The sequence below is a fragment of the Nitrosopumilus sp. S4 genome (assembly GCF_054515835.1).
The window spans coordinates 1,523,265-1,538,637 of the sequence record NZ_CM137258.1 but is presented as its reverse complement, the minus strand read 5'-3'; the positions used below and the strand labels follow the sequence as shown (position 1 = coordinate 1,538,637).

Below are 15,373 nucleotides of genomic sequence, written 5' to 3'. Positions count from 1 at the left end.
ATTTAATCAAATTTCTAGATTCTGACTTGTCTCAAAGTTTAAATGGTTTTTAGAAAGGTAGGTTTCTGGGCTCATAGTCCAGGTCGGTTATGACGTCGCCCTTACACGGCGAAGATCCGGGGTTCAAATCCCCGTGGGCCCATTTTTCAGGTTTGACTTTACAAGAAATTTCAGTTTAAACCAATTTGAGCATAAAAAATGTAATAATGATTACAACCAAATGCTTAAAAATAAAATTTCAAATGTAAAAATATGATTAAAGCATTTCAGTATTTTGCTCTAGTTGGATTATTTTCAATTTTACTTACTAGTGGAATCACAGTAAACTCATCCGCATTACCTGATCATGTACCTGATATTGCCAAAGTCAAAGTGGGACAATTTACACAAACAATTATTCAAACAGATAACTTACGAGCAGTTGTTCAGCCACTATACACAACATACGGTGATCCTGCAAATTATTTGACTAATCCTGGTGGTCCACTTGATGGTGCAGGACTCTTAATTTTAACTCGTTCTGATGGAATTTTTGGATGTACTGGTGGTTTGTTATGGACTGGAGAACATGTTCTAACTGCAGCACATTGTGTAACTAATGATATTGGAAATAATGTATTGCAATCAGGCACTGTAACATTTGAAGGTGATTCAGGAACTGAAACAATTGCAATTGATGCAACTGCAACCAAAGTCCACAATCAATGGAATGGTGATGTTCTTAAAGGAAATGATGTTGCAGTATTGAAGCTTGTATCTGTACCAACTAATGATGTTACACGATATCAAATTGACAGGGATGGTTCAAACGATGTAGGTGCAATTGTTGAAAAAGTAGGATACGGACGTTCTGGAAATGGCAATGATGGGGATATTCTTGATTTTGGAGATAAACGAAATGGACAAAACCAATATGATGATGTTGCCGATACAATGCTCAAGGCATTGGGGTTAAAGGCAAAAGCACACTTTGTTCCAGGTTCTGTTTTACAATATGATTTTGATAATGGTATTCCAAGCAATGATGCGTTTGGATTCTTCTTTAACAATAACGATTTAGGATTAGGCTCTAATGAAGTCAATTCAGCTTCTGGAGATTCTGGAGGTCCAGCAATTAGTAATGGTGAAATTATTGGAATTACATCATATGGAGTTACTTTGACTTTTAATGATGGAACAACTTCTGATATTAATAAAATTTTAGATAGTTCCTTTGGTGAATTTTCAGGTGATACTAGAGTTTCAAAATATGCAGGATTCATTGATAATTCTGTTGCTGGTGGAACTGATGATGGTGGTAGCACTGAACCAAAATGTAACAAAGGTATGCAAAAACGTGGATTGTGTTAGATAATTTTCTAAATTATTTTTTCATATTATCTGCGCCCATTTTTATACCTAAAACAGTAGATAAACCCATCATGGTTTGAGGGCTGATTAAAATACAAATAATTTGTATGTTGGAGTAACACAGACTGATCAAATTGTTGTAATTGATACAAATAGTCTGCAAATTATTGATAGATTATCTCTTGGTGAAATTCTTTTTGGATTGAAGTTCCAGTAAATCAGTAAGATGAATTAAAAATAAAAAAGAAATTATTTTGTAAGTACTATGGAGTAGCTTACAGTGAATGGTGTTTCATTCATAGTGTGAAGTGCCAAAGCATTTCCTGAGAACATTGTAGAGCCAGCAGCCTTTGATGGTACCAATATTAGTGCATAATATGTTTCTCCATCAGGAGTCCAATATGGGCGTTTCATTAATTCAGCTTTTGACATTGGTCCAAGTAATGTGACAATCTGAACCGGCTCAGATGCATCATATGTCAGATGACCTGCAAATGATTTCTCACTAGGTCCTAACAGAACTGCAAGCTGATGGGTTTCATGTCCAACACCAGGATCTTGTTTTGATGTTATAGTTCCTTTTACTACTCTTTCACCTGCAGTTGAATGCTCAGTGTATGTTACAGAGTAGCTTACAGTGAATGGCTCTGAGTTCATTGTATGAAGTGCTATTGCATTTCCTGAGAACTGCCATACTCCTGAAGAAGTTTCTCTATCTACAAACGTCAAACCATACTTTGTTTTACCATCCATAGACCAAATTGCTTGTCCTTTATCCATTCCCTTTTTCAGTGGACCATGTAGTGCTACAAGCTGAACATTCTCAGATGCAGAATATGTAATAAATCCACGATAAGTGTTCTCACTTGGGGGAAGAATTATTGCAAGTTGATGATTCTCATGTCCCTGACCAGGATCTTGTACTGATGTGATAACACCATTTACAGTCTTTGGTACTTTTAATTGGGCTTCTTGTTTTGCTTTCTCCATTGTTTCAGCTTTTGCGTCTTTCTTTGGTACTTCTTTAGCTTTTTCAGCAGATTCTGTTTTCTTTTCAGATTTTACCTCTTCTTTCTTTTTTGCCTCAGTTTTTACTTCTGGAACAGGTTCAGAACAGAGTCTATCACCGCAGACTTTTTTTGAATTAATTACACTTGATGAAGTTCCTTTGCTTTTTAGAGCATCTGCAGAACCAATTAATCCCATTGGGGCGGCAATTGTACCTGTAAGTAGTACAGCAACTGTGAAAATTGCTAAAAGTATTGTTTTTGTCATTATGGTATCATTTTCTATACGTTATAAAAAAGATCACAAACTAATCAAAATTCATTATCAAAAAGCATGCCACAAACTGTCCGTTATAGCCAAATATTTTTTTCCTGTTGACTAATCATGCAAACTGCTATCCAGTGCAAAGCCGTCCAAAAATCATTCCTGCAATCAACTCTAGTTAGAAGAGAGAATCAAATCTCTTTTCTATCTAGAGAACAAATAAGTTTTGATGATATTATGGGATTCTCCGACATCATTGATAATCCTTTGAGAAATTTTACTTATCAAATTAAGAGGAGGTGTATTTGATAATAATGAAAACAATGATGGCAATATCTGTAATGACAATCTTGGCTGCAGGAATGATTACTCCTGTATTACAAGACGTCTATGCATATCCAACTAAAGCACAACTAAGTGATGAAAAACTCAAAGCAAAATCATATGGTGTTAAAACAAAAGATAAGATACCATTCAATGATCCACATACTCTTAAGCATGATGCATTTGGAAATGTAAAGAAAGAAGAAGTAAAGACATACAAGAAAATAGTTGAACAATACAAGGCAAAACAGATTCTCAAAAATCTCTACAAACTAGGATAATTTTTTCCTATCTTCATCTCTTTTTCCTCAGAAATGATCAATTAACCCATTTGAAACCCATAACATGCCAAAAATTGTCACACACCATGAAAGATTCCTGTTTCTAACAATCCTACTATTTTTAGAATTGAATTGGCCAAAGCCTGAAATTTGATTAATTATAAAAAAATTTTTGTTGCTAGCCTAGTAAACCGCTAGCAACAAAATATGCACCAGCACCCATTCCCATTACGGCACCCATTGCCATACAAATAAGATCAAACTTTACGACCTTTTTGAATGGGGCATGTACCATCTTATCCCATGTTGAGATTTGTTTTGTATTCATGATTAGTAATACTCATAGAAATTCATCAAATTTGGTAAAACTACTCAATGACTGGTAAGCTAATTTGTTGACCGGGTTTAATGATACTAAAGGACCAACTATACTCATGAATACCTCATGTAGAAAATGCGGCGCAGCACTTAAGCCAATAAAGAATTGTATTGGCTGTGATCAAAGCATACAATTTGAATGCAGTAAATGCCAAACACAAACTGAGGTTCAAATTCACTCCTTATGCATATATGAAAAGCCAAAGATGAGCATAACCTCATAGTTTTCTTAGTTTTAGCTTATTTTCCACTAGTTTTTTAGTAAAAACAACTTTACATCTTTGTTGACAGACCTGATTGATGAGACTGCAGATTATGTCTTGGAGCTTGCTAGTCCCCAGAGATTGAATATTCTGTTTGGACTATTAAGCAAAAACCTGACACCTACTGCTTTTGCAAAAGAGATCAAGGCAACAAAGCAAGAGGTTCATAGAAATTTTGTTAGACTAGAAGATAGTGGATTGATAAAAAAGAACGTTGATGGAACCTATTCATTAACCACATTTGGACAAACTGTTTGCACACAAGTTCCATCACTAGTATTTTTACTGCAGAACAGAAAATACTTTGAAGAGCATAACTTTGGCGATGTTCCACAGAAATTTCAGATGCGCTGTGGTCAACTTGCAGTTAATCAGCACATAAAGGGATTCTCTAAAGTACTAGAGCAGTGGAAGACTGTATACAAAAACTCCAATGAATATATCTATGAGATACTAGCTGAAGTCCCACTTGACTTGATTGAGCCACTTGTAAAGCAAGTAAAAAAAGGAGTGAAATTCAATTACATTTTCTCTGAATCTGCAATTGTTCCAAAAGGTAGAAAGGCATTGCTGAAAAAACTGGGATACGACAAACTAGTAGAGAAGGGACTAATTGAGAGAAAGATGGCAAAAAATGTTCAAACTATGATTGTCATGAATGAAAAAGAAGTCTGTATAATGTTTCCAAACAGTGATGGCGAAGCTGATCTTAGTGAGATGTTTTACTCCGATGATCCTATGTTTCATGAGTGGTGTTTAGATTATTTCAGGTACTGCTGGTATGGCTCTGATGTATTTAGGGAAAGTAAGTTAAAAGAATAATTTCATTCCTGAATACTGATAATCCAAAAAATAAAACTCTAATTACTTTGAATATTTATAATACTTATTGGATTATGAAAAGTTCTGCTCTGAGATTTTAGCAAAGAATCCTAAGATTAGATTTGCAGCAGTATATGATGAATGGGCTGTAAAAGTTGCTGGTGGAATGAGAGATGGTGTAAAAAGTATGCTCTCTGATCATGCAGAGAATCAATTAGTTAACCAGTCTATTCTTGATTGGAAATCAAGAAAAGAGATGGCAAAGTATCTTGGAAAAACAATTTACACATTATCCGATTATGAAAATATTAAACGATTCTCATTTTATCTGGGTGATGACTTTTTACTTCTAGTCAGTACTGCAAAAGATGCAGAGACTAATGTTGTAGTTGATCAAGTAATCAAACTTTATTATGAAAATCAAGAATGACTGTCTAAAATTTTTATTTGATCTCGAATTAAATATTTGATATAACCAATATTAGCATGTCAGTACAACTAGCACCAAAAAAATTACTAATTTTTGCTCTCTTTGTAATGTTTTCACTAATCTTTGTTGGTGGAATATTTTCTGCTACTAATGAAATTGCTATTGGTGCAGGTCATGAATTATCATATCCTTCTTGGTTGATTATTGCATATCTTGCTGGATTATCTATGATTATTCTTCCTTGTACGCTTCCTCTTGTATTCATCATAATTCCACTCAGTATGGGAAAAGGAGGAAAGAAGGGTCTTTCAATGGCATTATTGTTTGGAGCAGGATTGACAATTACTATTGCAATTTATGGTATTGGAATTGGTGCATTAGGAGAATCTACAAATCTAGATCAAATCTCAATTTACATGTTTTTGATTGCAGGTATTGCAGCTTTTATTTTTGGATTATCACAATTGAAACTCTTTGAATTAAAACTTCCAACATACTCTGCTACTCCAAAATTTATTCAGAATCGTGGAGACTATTCGAAATCATTTTTCATGGGATTGCTTTTAGGTAATGCAGGAGTTGGATGTCCTAATCCAATGTTTTATTGGCTTTTAATTTATGTTGCAAGTACTGGAAGTATCGAAATTGGAGCAAGCCTTGGTGCAGTACATGGTGTCGGAAGAGCAATTCCATTAATTTTACTATCAGTTCTTGCAATACTTGGCGTAAATTACACAAAAGGAATCACTACAAACAGAGAAAACATTGAAAAAATTACTGGTTGGATGCTAATAATTTTAGGTGCATTTTTAATTATTCAGGGAATTCCAGGCGGTCATGAATGGTATGAGAGTACCATGATACACATTGCATGGAATAATTTAGTGTCTATGACTTCTCTTCCACCAGAATTTCATATAAGTCAGCATACTCATGATTATAAAATTTGGATATCCGAAGAGTTTGTTCCAATATTATTTGGAGCATTAATTATATTTCCAATAGCATGGTATTTTACTAAAAGGAGAAAGATTACATCATGAAGGATCCAGTTTGTGGAATGGATGTAGGAGATAAAGGAGAATCACTAGTCCATGATGGTAAGGAATATCGTTTCTGCTGTGCAACATGTAGATGGGCCTTTGAGAAGAATCCGGAACAATTTTTAGAGAAATGAAAGTACAAGTTCTGACTACTCCTGGGTGTTCTAATTGTAATGTTTTAGAAAAAATGTTAGAAAAACTTGGAGTATCTTTTGAATTAATTGATATTACAGAAAAACCAGAATTTCTAGAAAAATATCCTATATTTACAGCACCTGGATTGGTGATTAATGAGAAATTAGAGTTTACAGGTATTCCGAAACCTGAAGAACTTGAAAAAAAACTTTTTTTATAACAGGTAATGTTTTTTACTCTGCAAAAATTTGTATTCTCAAATGACAGACTATTCTATGAATGAAAAAATGATAATTGTTCAATATGGTATAAAAAAATATGAAAAAGAAGAGGAATTAATTGAGAAATTACAATCTGTTTTGTCAGAAAAAGATATTCATCGAAGTATTGACACCCTAATTGGAACACAAAAGGTTCGACGTATTGGCCCTGAAATCCTACAAAACAATGAAAGCCATACTGAGCTGCCTGAATTGCCAGAAAATCTTAAACCAGTAATTGATAATCTTTAAGCTACTAAATTCTTAAATTACTCCAGATAATTCTTGTGATATGAACAACTTTGTTTTGTTTTCAAGTTTATTGACAGTTAGTATTCTTTTATCCTTTTCAGTTGGCTCTGCATCTGCACATCCACATGTTGGACAAGTAATGATTAATGGCCACACACATGAGCCACAAACAGAAACCTACCCATTAAATGATATGATGGCACTTGAAAAATCAACCATATTCTTTCATGCTTCTCCATCCAACACTCTTCCATGGGGATTTGTTGAAGGAAACGTTGCAAATCATGTGGCAGGATATCCAGTAATAATTCAAATCTTCCAAGATGATATGGCTGTTCATTTTGCACAAGCCGATGTTGCAGAAGATGGTGATTATGAATACAAATTCAGAGTACTAAATACTGAAAACGGTAAAACAACTAAAATCTTTGAAGGAGATTATTCAGTTAGAATCTTCAAAGTTGTATATCTAGATCATGATAACTTAGAATCCACGTAGTCCCTGTGGTCTCATGATCTCTGGATGTTGCTTCATCCAATCTATTTTCTTTAGCATCTCTTGTTTGTCTTGAGGAAAAGTTCCTTTGATTGTGTATGCATTAGAGCCATGATTTGCCCTAAACACAATCTCATCTTTTGTATCTATCTGACTGATTAACTCACGTAGCTCCTCTAGTGATTCATCATCATCAATTCTAACAAATTCTCCTTTGTATTTTTCTAAAAATTCTTGCTTTATTCCATTTTCTAGATACAGTGTTAGTGCTCCCACATAATTTGGTGAGCATGCACTGATTACTTCGGCTGTTCCCTTGATGTGCTCTTTAGAATACTTTCTACCACCAAGTCCCAAAATTACCATACATGACATTACATATCCTGCATCCTTTGCTTTGTTGACTGACTTTATGATGGTTTTAGCTAGTGCTCCCTTTGTTACTTTCTTTAGAACAATATCTGAACCACTTTCTATTCCCAAATAAAACATGTCTAGTCCTGCATCATTCATCTTCTTGAGTTCTTCGGGTGTCTTCTTTAGAATGTTCATCGGCATTGCATAGCAAGAAATTCTTTCAATGTTTGCAAATTTTTCTCTAATGTATTTTACAATTTTAATCATATACTCTGCATCAAGATTTAGTGCATCACCGTCTGCAAGAAATACTCGTCTAGTATCAGGGAGATATTTTGCCATCATATCGATCTCTTCTTTTACTTGCTCCCATGGTCTCTCTGAGTATTCTTTGGATCTGTACATGTCGCAAAAAGAACACTCGTTAAATGAACAACCAAGAGTAACTTGAAAAATCAGTGATCTAGCTTCTGATGGTGGTCTATACAGTGGTGCATCATAATTTAACATCATTTCTTATTCAAAGAAAATTGTTTGATTTGTTTTTTATACTTTCTAGTTTTAATTACACACAAAATACCTTTTAGGAGTAAACGAGAAGAATTTTCATTACTCATGGCAAATGATCCTGATGCAAAAAGACTACTTTGGTTTGTTTTTGTAGGCTCACGTGGGGGACTGAATAGATTAAAGATTATCTCACAATTAAAGCAAAATCCAAAAAATACGAATCAATTAGCAAATGATCTTGGTCTTGATTACAAGGCAATTCAGCATCATATCAAAGTATTAGAAAAAAATAACTTGATAACTAAAGTTGGAGAAAAGTATGGTGTGCTATACTTTATCTCTACATTTCTTGAGGTAAACATGGAGACATTAGAAGAAATTGAAGGAAAATTGGATAAAAGTAAATAAAAGCTCAAGAGGTGTTTTTGACTAAATGGAGTCAACCTCACTAGTTTTGTCGATTGTATCAATTGCAAATATGGGTATTCTTGGAATTTTAATTTGCATTTTTGGCAAAATGTATGGCAAAACTAGAGCACAACTCCCATTGGGTATGATTGTAGTTGCAGCAATGCTGTTTTTACATAATGTCATTGGCGCACTTGCTTACTTTTCTATGGAGGAGATTTTCTCACATGAGATTTTCCCATACATGCTAGGAGTTGGAATAGCAGAACTTGCAGGCCTGTTAATATTTCTAAAGATAACGCTTGACTAATCTTAGTTTATTTGGAACAGTAATGATTTGATGATGTGCTTCAAGAGTATCTGAAATTAAATAAAAATATTCTAATTGCATTTGCTGCATCAATTACAATTTCAGCAATAATTGCTCAACTGTTAGCAGAGCAAGCAGCATATCTTAACACAACTTATACTACAATTGCAGATTATGTGATTTATTTTTCTTTATTTAGTGGCTTATTCTATCTTGACAATAGAAAAAAATATCGACTTGAATCAGGAGGAATTGATTCAAAAAAACTAAAGTATGATCTTAAAAAATTAGTTACATCACTTGGCATTGCAGAAATTGTATATACTGCAGTAAGGTGGATTTTGCAATATTACTTCTTAACAATTAACTATGATCCATACTTGGCATCAATTGTTTCACAAGGATTATCTACAATCATTTACATGTTAGTAGTGAATTTTATTGTTAAGATAACGAGGTTGTACAAAGATGGGAATTAGTGTTTACGTTGATGGCTCTGGAGGCCCTGGTGGTGGATTTGGTTACTTTGTCAAAGAGACAGGTGAGTCATTTTATGAAAAAAAACCAGAGATAACAAACAATCAAGCTGAATACATGGCAATAATTTCTGCACTAAACAAGTTTGCAAAATCTAATGAAGAGATTACAATTTACAGTGATTCAAAAAATACTGTAAACCAACTTAATCATGAATTTGCAATTAATAATGAACAGCTTCGTGATTTGGCACGTGAAGCTTGGTCAATAATGGGTAAAATTTCAAATCTCTCAATTGTTTGGGTTCCAAGAAAAGATAATCTTGCAGGAAAGATGCTGGGAAGCTAGAAAAACAGAGATCAGAAATTTCTATGAATAACTTTATTATACAAATTCCTTTGATCCAACATAACTATGGCTGAATCTGTGATTTTATCGCCAAAATCAATTGCAGTTATCGGAGCATCTGACAAACGAGGAAGTGTCGGTGCTACTATTACATCAAATATTATGAATGGATTCAAAGGAATTGTTTATCCTATTAGCCCATCACGTGATACTGTCTTTTACAAAAAAGCATACAAGAGCGTTTTGGATGTTCCTAAACCTATAGATCTTGCAGTAATTGTTATCAAAAATACCCTTGTGGGACCAGTTCTAGAGGAATGTGGAAAGAAAAAGATCAAAGGTGTTGTAATCATTACAGCAGGATTCAAAGAAGTTGATGAGGAAGGAGCTAAACGTGAACAAGAAATTAAAGACATTGCAAAAAAATACAAAATCCAAATCATTGGTCCAAACTGTCTTGGTGTCATGAATCTTGATCCCAAGACAATGATGAATTCTACTTTTCTTAAAGTTACACCAAAGTCTGGAAAGATTGCACTAGTGTCACAAAGCGGTGCAATTTGTGCAGCACTAGTTGAAGATGCTAGTGCTCAAGGAATTGGATTCTCTGCAGTTGTAAGTCTTGGAAATAAAGCAGTAATGAGTGAAGTAGATATTCTAAAGGTTCTTGCCAACCACAAGCAAACAAAAGTTATTGTTATGTATCTGGAGGACATGGGAGACGGACAAGAGTTTCTCAAAGTTTGCAAAAATATTACTAAAAAACTCAAAAAACCAGTACTTGTATTAAAATCAGGCAGAAGCCCAGAAGGCGCAAAGGCTGCAATGTCTCATACTGGTGCTCTGATGGGATCAGATGAAATCTATGATGCACTACTAAAGCAATCAGGTGCAATACGAGTAGATACAATGGAAGAATTATTTGATTATGCAACTGCATTCTCAAAACAACCATTGCCATCAGGTGGTGATCTTGTGATTGTTTCAAATGCAGGAGGTCCTGCAATCATTTCAACTGATGCATGCTCTAAGATGAAAATCAAGATGGCTGATATTTCTAGCATTAGGAAAAAAATTGATCAGGTTATTCCTCCTTGGGGAAGCTCTAGAAATCCCGTTGATATTGTAGGTGATGCTGATTTTAATCGATTCCACAATGTACTTGATAGAGTACTAAAACATCCAAAAGTAGGTTCGGTAATCTCAATGTGTACTCCTTCTGGAACTCTAAACTATGACAAACTGGCAGAAGTAATTGTCGAAATGTCAAAAAAATACAAAAAGACAATGCTTGCAAGTTTGATGGGATTAGATGAGGGAATTACAAATAGAGAAATTTTAGCAGCAGGTAATGTTCCATACTATACATATGCAGAAGGCGCAATTCGTACTCTAGCATCAATGATTAGATTTTCTAATTGGATCAAAGCTCCTGATGGAAAGATTACAAAGTTTAAAGTAAACAAAGCAAAGGCAAAGAAAATTTTTGATAAAGTAAAAAAAGAAAAGAGACCAAATCTACTAGAAGAAGAAGGACAAGAGGTTCTCAAAGCTTACGGATTACCACTACCAAACAGTGCATTAGCTAAAACAGAAGATGAAGCAGTAAAAGTTGCAAAGAAAATTGGATATCCTGTTGTGATGAAGATTGCATCTCCGCAAATCATTCACAAGTCTGATGCAGGTGGTGTCAAAGTTAACTTGACAAATGATTCTGAAATAAGAGATGCATTCAAAACAATTATCAAAAATGCAAAAAATTACAACAAGAAAGCCGAGATCAAAGGCGTACTAATTGTAGAGATGGTAAAAGGCGGAAAAGAACTAATCATAGGCTCAAAACTTGAACCTGGATTTGGTTCTGTCATTATGCTTGGAATGGGGGGAATCTATGTTGAGGTTCTCAAAGATGTTACATTCAAGCTTGCGCCAGTAACAAATCTTGAAGCTGATGATATGATCGCATCAATTAAAACACAAAAACTACTACAAGGAGTTCGAGGCGAAAAGCCTTCAGATATTGCAAAACTTTCTGAATGCATTCAAAGACTATCCCAACTAGTTACTGACTTTAAAGAGATCAAAGAACTTGACATGAACCCTGTACTAGTCATGGAAAAAGGAAAGGGCTGTCGTATTTTAGATGTCAGAATTGGCCTTTAATTGAGAATAAACCTGACTATTTCTTATTCCTAATTTAGAATATTTATACCCGAGAATGGTGCATTAAATTACATGGCTAATGTCTTAAAGACAATTAGATCAGGGGAAGATTACATTGAGAGCTTGAGAGGACGTGATCTAAAAGTTTACTTGTTTGGAGAATTAGTAAAAGAGCCAGTCGATCATCCTATGATTAGACCATCAATTAACGCAGTTGCAGAAACTTATGATCTTGCAATGCGAGAAGAAGCATTAGCTTCTGCTGATTCATCACTTACTGGACTTAGAGTTAACAGATTTTTACACATTGCAGAGAGTGCACAGGATTTGGTAATGCAAAATAAAATGCAGAGAAAACTAGGACAAAATACTGGTACGTGTTTCCAGAGATGTGTTGGAATGGATGCACTCAACTCATTGCATTCAACTACATTTGAGATTGATGAGAAACATGGAACTGATTATCATAAACGATTCTTGGAATTTGTAAAGATGGTTCAAAAAGAAAATCTTGTAATTGGAGGTGCCATGACTGATCCAAAAGGAGACAGAAGCAAGGGACCTGCAGAACAAGATGATCCTGATTTGTTTACTCGAATAGTTGACAGAGATGAAAAAGGAATCTATGTCTCTGGTGCAAAAGCACATCAAACTGGTTGTATCAACTCACACTGGATAATTCTAATGCCAACAGTTAGACTAACTGAAAATGATAAAGACTGGGCAGTAGTTGGAGCAATTCCAGCTGATGCACCAGGAGTCACTTACATCTATGGAAGACAATCCTGTGACACACGAAGTATGGAAGAAGGAACTATCGATGTTGGAAATGAAAAATATGGTGGTCAAGAAGCATTGATGATTTTAGATAGAGTGTTTATCCCATGGGATAAAGTTTTCATGCATGGAGAATTTGAATTTGCATCAATGTTGATTGAGAGATTTACTTGCTATCACAGACGCAGCTACGTATGCAAAACAGGCCTTGGTGATGTGCTAATTGGTGCAGCAGCCACAATTGCTGATTACAATGGCATTCCAAAAGTTTCTCACATTAAAGACAAAATCATAGAGATGACTCATCTTAATGAAACAATATTTGCTGCAGGAATTGCATCATCGCATCAGGGACAAAAAATGAAGTCAGGTGTTTATCTTAATGATGACATGCTAGCACAAGTATGCAAGCACAATGTGACTCGATTCCCATATGAGATTAGCCGACTTGCACAAGACATTGCAGGTGGTTTAGTTGTTACCTTACCATCTGAGAAGGACTTTAGACATCCAGTTGCTGGTCCATTACTCAAAAAATATCTAGCAGGAAGAAAGGGAGCAGATGTTGAAAATAGAATGAGAATATTGAGATTAATTGAAAATATGACTCTTGGAAGAAATGCTGTAGGGTATCTTACTGAATCTATGCATGGTGCAGGCTCACCACAAGCACAAAGAATTCAGATTCAGAGACAAATGCAGGTTGGTTACAAAAAAAATCTTGCAAAACATTTAGCTGGCATTACAAATGATGTAGAGGAACCAAAAGAACCATCTGAATACTTTAAGCGAGTTTTCAAAACAAAAGATTCTGTTCTATGATCATAGAACAAGTTTTAATTTTACTTTACAATAGAGTTTGATTTGTAATTTTTCAAAATAACTGTAATTTTTCCAACTGACAGGCCTTTAAGTACTAAAAAAAATTTGTTTAAAACAATGACGACATCAAAGAAAATCTTCCGAATGACAACTTTGATTCCTATGCTGATCGCAATTGGATTGATGATTACTGTTCCTATGACAGTATCTGCAGCACCACCAAATAAAATTCCAAGTGAGGCACTGCTTCCTGAATTACAAGCAGTTGTTCCAGATGGAATTCAAGTTGTTCATAAACAACAATCTGATACTCTTCGATTCACCAATGGTATTGCAAATACTGGATTAGGTCACTGGCAGATGGCTCCAACTTTTCCAGCAAATCCTGATGATGATGTAATTGCTACACAACAATTACTTGATGCTGATGGAAATATTGTACACGAACAAGTTGTAAGCACATTTGAATTCCATGATGAACACAATCATTGGCACATTGCTGATGTAACTGAATTTAGTGTTCACCAAGGTTCTCCAGATGGACCTGTTGTTGGTGATTCAAACAAAGTTACATTCTGTGTTGAAGATGTATACAATATGATTGGAAATACCAATACCGCAGATAGAGTATTTTGGGATTGCACAGTCAGTCTTCAAGGAGTACAAGCAGGTTGGGCTGATCAATATCACCAATCAACACCAGGAAATCAAGTTGATATCACAGGAATTACTCCAGGAATATACTATCTAGTACACAATGTAAATCCTGATGGTAACTTCATTGAGGGAGACTATACAAACAACAAAGCATGGACTGAGTTACTTGTTTTTGAGAAAAACAATGGTCAAATTGATGTAGTTGAAACGGGAATTACTTCTTGTTCTCTACTAGATCCAACTGATCCTTACACACCAGCTCTATGTGGAGAACAAACTGCTAATCGCGGTTAACCATATCTTTTCTTTTATTTTTTATTTGATAGATCAGCATAGCTGGTGCTATACCATACATTCCAATATTGAGCAAAATTACTCCAATTCCTAGTGATACAATTTCAGATTCAGAATCAGCAAGTGACATTATTGATAGTGATGTCAGCATTGGTGTGATTACAAGCTTTACCATTTCCTTGAATACTGGATTCTCTCGCTCCATATCTGCAATGTATGGTGAGAATGAATAGTACAATTGGTTAAATCCGCTCATAAATGATGCACCAGATTCTGTACTCATCAATTGATTATCCCTAATTTCTCTGAGGAATTGTACTTGTGGTGCCAACTCAGAGCCATATGTTGCAGTTGCAATTAGGCATCCCCCTCCTTTATCTTGGTTAATATCAACTTGAATATTTCCAGATTCGATGATTTCTGATTCTATCTCTTTTTCAATTTTTTCTTGTTCCGTTTGCTGTGATTCAATTTTTTGCTGCTCTATCTCCTGTGGAATCTCTTTAATATTGACTGATTTTGGATCAATGATTCCTTCTTTGGATTCATCCATACTTTCTTGAATCTCTAAGCTATAGTATACTCTGCTTTGTTCAATTAGTTTTTGATATCTGTCATGACCATCATATAACCAAATCTCGTCATTATACAAATTACCACACAGTCTTGATTCGATTGAATGCTTGTGATGTTCAAAGAAATCATTTCCCATGAAATAGTATAGTTGATAGTTTTCTTCACACCATTCTATCCCGTTTTGTGTTAGTCCTGCCATGTCTCTAAATGGTGTTTGTGCATATGCCGTACCAACCAATAATACTATAGAAAGTATGACTAAATATTTCACGCATGGATTTTATTTTTATCCAATTCTTAAGTGATTCTACTGATAGAACTGATAATTTCTGAGAATGCTTTTTTAGGAAAAAAGACGTATTAATACT

At 34.7% G+C, this 15,373-nt stretch carries 20 protein-coding genes and 1 tRNA gene; 17 read left to right on the top strand and 4 right to left on the bottom strand.

Features of this window, described 5'->3' with window-relative positions:
- The first annotated feature begins 67 nt into the window (after positions 1-67).
- Positions 68-142 (top strand) — tRNA-Val (locus ACX119_RS09220).
- 110 nt (positions 143-252) lie between these two features.
- The gene (locus ACX119_RS09215; RefSeq protein WP_459350954.1) at positions 253-1,350 is read left to right on the top strand and encodes a trypsin-like serine protease; all 1,098 of its coding nucleotides are present in this window, start codon (positions 253-255) and stop codon (positions 1,348-1,350) included.
- A 249-nt stretch (positions 1,351-1,599) separates the two neighbouring features.
- Here ACX119_RS09215 and ACX119_RS09210 read toward each other — a convergent pair whose 3' ends face one another.
- Positions 1,600-2,625, bottom strand: coding sequence for a hypothetical protein (locus tag ACX119_RS09210; protein ID WP_459350953.1), 1,026 nt, complete (start codon positions 2,623-2,625; stop codon positions 1,600-1,602).
- A 311-nt stretch (positions 2,626-2,936) separates the two neighbouring features.
- Between ACX119_RS09210 and ACX119_RS09205 the strand changes: the two genes are divergently transcribed.
- Positions 2,937-3,227, top strand: a complete 291-nt coding sequence (locus ACX119_RS09205) for a hypothetical protein (RefSeq protein ID WP_459350952.1) — start codon at positions 2,937-2,939, stop codon at positions 3,225-3,227.
- Positions 3,228-3,405: 178 nt separating this feature from the next.
- Here the strand turns inward: ACX119_RS09205 and ACX119_RS09200 are convergent, their stop codons facing one another.
- Positions 3,406-3,555 carry a hypothetical protein gene (locus tag ACX119_RS09200; RefSeq protein ID WP_459350951.1) on the bottom strand — a complete coding sequence of 50 codons (150 nt, stop codon included), beginning with the start codon at positions 3,553-3,555 and terminating at the stop codon, positions 3,406-3,408.
- A gap of 334 nt (positions 3,556-3,889) precedes the next feature.
- Between ACX119_RS09200 and ACX119_RS09195 the strand changes: the two genes are divergently transcribed.
- From ACX119_RS09195 to ACX119_RS09165, 7 genes are all read left to right on the top strand, one after another.
- Positions 3,890-4,690, top strand: a complete 801-nt coding sequence (locus tag ACX119_RS09195; RefSeq protein ID WP_459350950.1) for a helix-turn-helix transcriptional regulator — start codon at positions 3,890-3,892, stop codon at positions 4,688-4,690.
- Positions 4,691-4,757: 67 nt separating this feature from the next.
- On the top strand, positions 4,758-5,120 hold the full coding sequence (locus ACX119_RS09190) for a DUF6659 family protein (RefSeq protein WP_459350949.1): 363 nt from the start codon (positions 4,758-4,760) through the stop codon (positions 5,118-5,120).
- 56 nt (positions 5,121-5,176) lie between these two features.
- A complete protein-coding gene (locus tag ACX119_RS09185) occupies positions 5,177-6,163 on the top strand; it encodes a cytochrome c biogenesis CcdA family protein (RefSeq protein ID WP_459350948.1) in 987 nt (328 codons plus the stop codon).
- Entirely contained in the window at positions 6,160-6,297 is a 138-nt protein-coding gene (locus ACX119_RS09180) for a YHS domain-containing protein (protein ID WP_459350947.1), read from the top strand. The genes ACX119_RS09185 and ACX119_RS09180 overlap by 4 nt, the downstream gene beginning before the upstream one ends.
- Positions 6,294-6,518, top strand: coding sequence for a glutaredoxin family protein (locus ACX119_RS09175; RefSeq protein ID WP_459350946.1), 225 nt, complete (start codon positions 6,294-6,296; stop codon positions 6,516-6,518). The genes ACX119_RS09180 and ACX119_RS09175 overlap by 4 nt, the downstream gene beginning before the upstream one ends.
- Before the next feature lie 40 nt (positions 6,519-6,558).
- Positions 6,559-6,810 carry a hypothetical protein gene (locus tag ACX119_RS09170; RefSeq protein WP_459350945.1) on the top strand — a complete coding sequence of 84 codons (252 nt, stop codon included), beginning with the start codon at positions 6,559-6,561 and terminating at the stop codon, positions 6,808-6,810.
- A gap of 40 nt (positions 6,811-6,850) precedes the next feature.
- Complete coding sequence (locus ACX119_RS09165; RefSeq protein WP_459350944.1) at positions 6,851-7,309, top strand: hypothetical protein; 459 nt, start codon at positions 6,851-6,853, stop codon at positions 7,307-7,309.
- Here ACX119_RS09165 and ACX119_RS09160 read toward each other — a convergent pair.
- A complete protein-coding gene (locus ACX119_RS09160) occupies positions 7,295-8,176 on the bottom strand; it encodes a radical SAM protein (RefSeq protein ID WP_459350943.1) in 882 nt (293 codons plus the stop codon). The genes ACX119_RS09165 and ACX119_RS09160 overlap by 15 nt on opposite strands.
- A 102-nt stretch (positions 8,177-8,278) precedes the next feature.
- Here ACX119_RS09160 and ACX119_RS09155 point away from each other — a divergent pair, with 102 nt between their 5' ends.
- The 7 genes from ACX119_RS09155 (at position 8,279) to ACX119_RS09125 (ending at position 14,429) form a co-directional block, all read left to right on the top strand.
- Complete coding sequence (locus tag ACX119_RS09155; protein ID WP_459350942.1) at positions 8,279-8,581, top strand: ArsR/SmtB family transcription factor; 303 nt, start codon at positions 8,279-8,281, stop codon at positions 8,579-8,581.
- A 25-nt stretch (positions 8,582-8,606) separates the two neighbouring features.
- Positions 8,607-8,891, top strand: a complete 285-nt coding sequence (locus ACX119_RS09150; RefSeq protein WP_459350941.1) for a hypothetical protein — start codon at positions 8,607-8,609, stop codon at positions 8,889-8,891.
- 35 nt (positions 8,892-8,926) lie between these two features.
- Positions 8,927-9,370 carry a hypothetical protein gene (locus ACX119_RS09145; protein ID WP_459350940.1) on the top strand — a complete coding sequence of 148 codons (444 nt, stop codon included), beginning with the start codon at positions 8,927-8,929 and terminating at the stop codon, positions 9,368-9,370.
- Positions 9,360-9,716, top strand: a complete 357-nt coding sequence (locus ACX119_RS09140; RefSeq protein WP_459350939.1) for a reverse transcriptase-like protein — start codon at positions 9,360-9,362, stop codon at positions 9,714-9,716. The genes ACX119_RS09145 and ACX119_RS09140 overlap by 11 nt, the downstream gene beginning before the upstream one ends.
- Positions 9,717-9,782: 66 nt before the next feature.
- A complete protein-coding gene (locus ACX119_RS09135; RefSeq protein ID WP_459350938.1) occupies positions 9,783-11,879 on the top strand; it encodes a 4-hydroxybutyrate--CoA ligase in 2,097 nt (698 codons plus the stop codon).
- Positions 11,880-11,951: 72 nt separating this feature from the next.
- Positions 11,952-13,478 (top strand): 4-hydroxyphenylacetate 3-hydroxylase family protein, encoded by a 1,527-nt coding sequence (locus ACX119_RS09130; RefSeq protein WP_459350937.1) that lies wholly within the window; start codon positions 11,952-11,954, stop codon positions 13,476-13,478.
- A gap of 117 nt (positions 13,479-13,595) precedes the next feature.
- On the top strand, positions 13,596-14,429 hold the full coding sequence (locus ACX119_RS09125) for a lysyl oxidase family protein (protein WP_459350936.1): 834 nt from the start codon (positions 13,596-13,598) through the stop codon (positions 14,427-14,429).
- Here ACX119_RS09125 and ACX119_RS09120 read toward each other — a convergent pair.
- Positions 14,416-15,276 carry a CFI-box-CTERM domain-containing protein gene (locus ACX119_RS09120; RefSeq protein WP_459350935.1) on the bottom strand — a complete coding sequence of 287 codons (861 nt, stop codon included), beginning with the start codon at positions 15,274-15,276 and terminating at the stop codon, positions 14,416-14,418. The two genes, ACX119_RS09125 and ACX119_RS09120, sit on opposite strands and share 14 nt — an antisense overlap.
- Positions 15,277-15,373: the final 97 nt, after the last annotated feature.

What these genes read in the sequence shown, in the direction of transcription:
- ACX119_RS09215 (WP_459350954.1), top strand. Translation starts at nt 253, where the DNA reads ATGATTAAAGCATTTCAGTATTTTGCTCTAGTTGGATTATTTTCAATT.
- ACX119_RS09210 (WP_459350953.1), bottom strand. Translation starts at nt 2,625, where the DNA reads ATGACAAAAACAATACTTTTAGCAATTTTCACAGTTGCTGTACTACTT.
- ACX119_RS09205 (WP_459350952.1), top strand. Translation starts at nt 2,937, where the DNA reads ATGAAAACAATGATGGCAATATCTGTAATGACAATCTTGGCTGCAGGA.
- ACX119_RS09200 (WP_459350951.1), bottom strand. Translation starts at nt 3,555, where the DNA reads ATGAATACAAAACAAATCTCAACATGGGATAAGATGGTACATGCCCCA.
- ACX119_RS09185 (WP_459350948.1), top strand. Translation starts at nt 5,177, where the DNA reads ATGTCAGTACAACTAGCACCAAAAAAATTACTAATTTTTGCTCTCTTT.
- ACX119_RS09180 (WP_459350947.1), top strand. Translation starts at nt 6,160, where the DNA reads ATGAAGGATCCAGTTTGTGGAATGGATGTAGGAGATAAAGGAGAATCA.
- ACX119_RS09175 (WP_459350946.1), top strand. Translation starts at nt 6,294, where the DNA reads ATGAAAGTACAAGTTCTGACTACTCCTGGGTGTTCTAATTGTAATGTT.
- ACX119_RS09170 (WP_459350945.1), top strand. Translation starts at nt 6,559, where the DNA reads ATGACAGACTATTCTATGAATGAAAAAATGATAATTGTTCAATATGGT.
- ACX119_RS09165 (WP_459350944.1), top strand. Translation starts at nt 6,851, where the DNA reads ATGAACAACTTTGTTTTGTTTTCAAGTTTATTGACAGTTAGTATTCTT.
- ACX119_RS09160 (WP_459350943.1), bottom strand. Translation starts at nt 8,176, where the DNA reads ATGATGTTAAATTATGATGCACCACTGTATAGACCACCATCAGAAGCT.
- ACX119_RS09155 (WP_459350942.1), top strand. Translation starts at nt 8,279, where the DNA reads ATGGCAAATGATCCTGATGCAAAAAGACTACTTTGGTTTGTTTTTGTA.
- ACX119_RS09150 (WP_459350941.1), top strand. Translation starts at nt 8,607, where the DNA reads ATGGAGTCAACCTCACTAGTTTTGTCGATTGTATCAATTGCAAATATG.
- ACX119_RS09140 (WP_459350939.1), top strand. Translation starts at nt 9,360, where the DNA reads ATGGGAATTAGTGTTTACGTTGATGGCTCTGGAGGCCCTGGTGGTGGA.
- ACX119_RS09135 (WP_459350938.1), top strand. Translation starts at nt 9,783, where the DNA reads ATGGCTGAATCTGTGATTTTATCGCCAAAATCAATTGCAGTTATCGGA.
- ACX119_RS09130 (WP_459350937.1), top strand. Translation starts at nt 11,952, where the DNA reads ATGGCTAATGTCTTAAAGACAATTAGATCAGGGGAAGATTACATTGAG.
- ACX119_RS09125 (WP_459350936.1), top strand. Translation starts at nt 13,596, where the DNA reads ATGACGACATCAAAGAAAATCTTCCGAATGACAACTTTGATTCCTATG.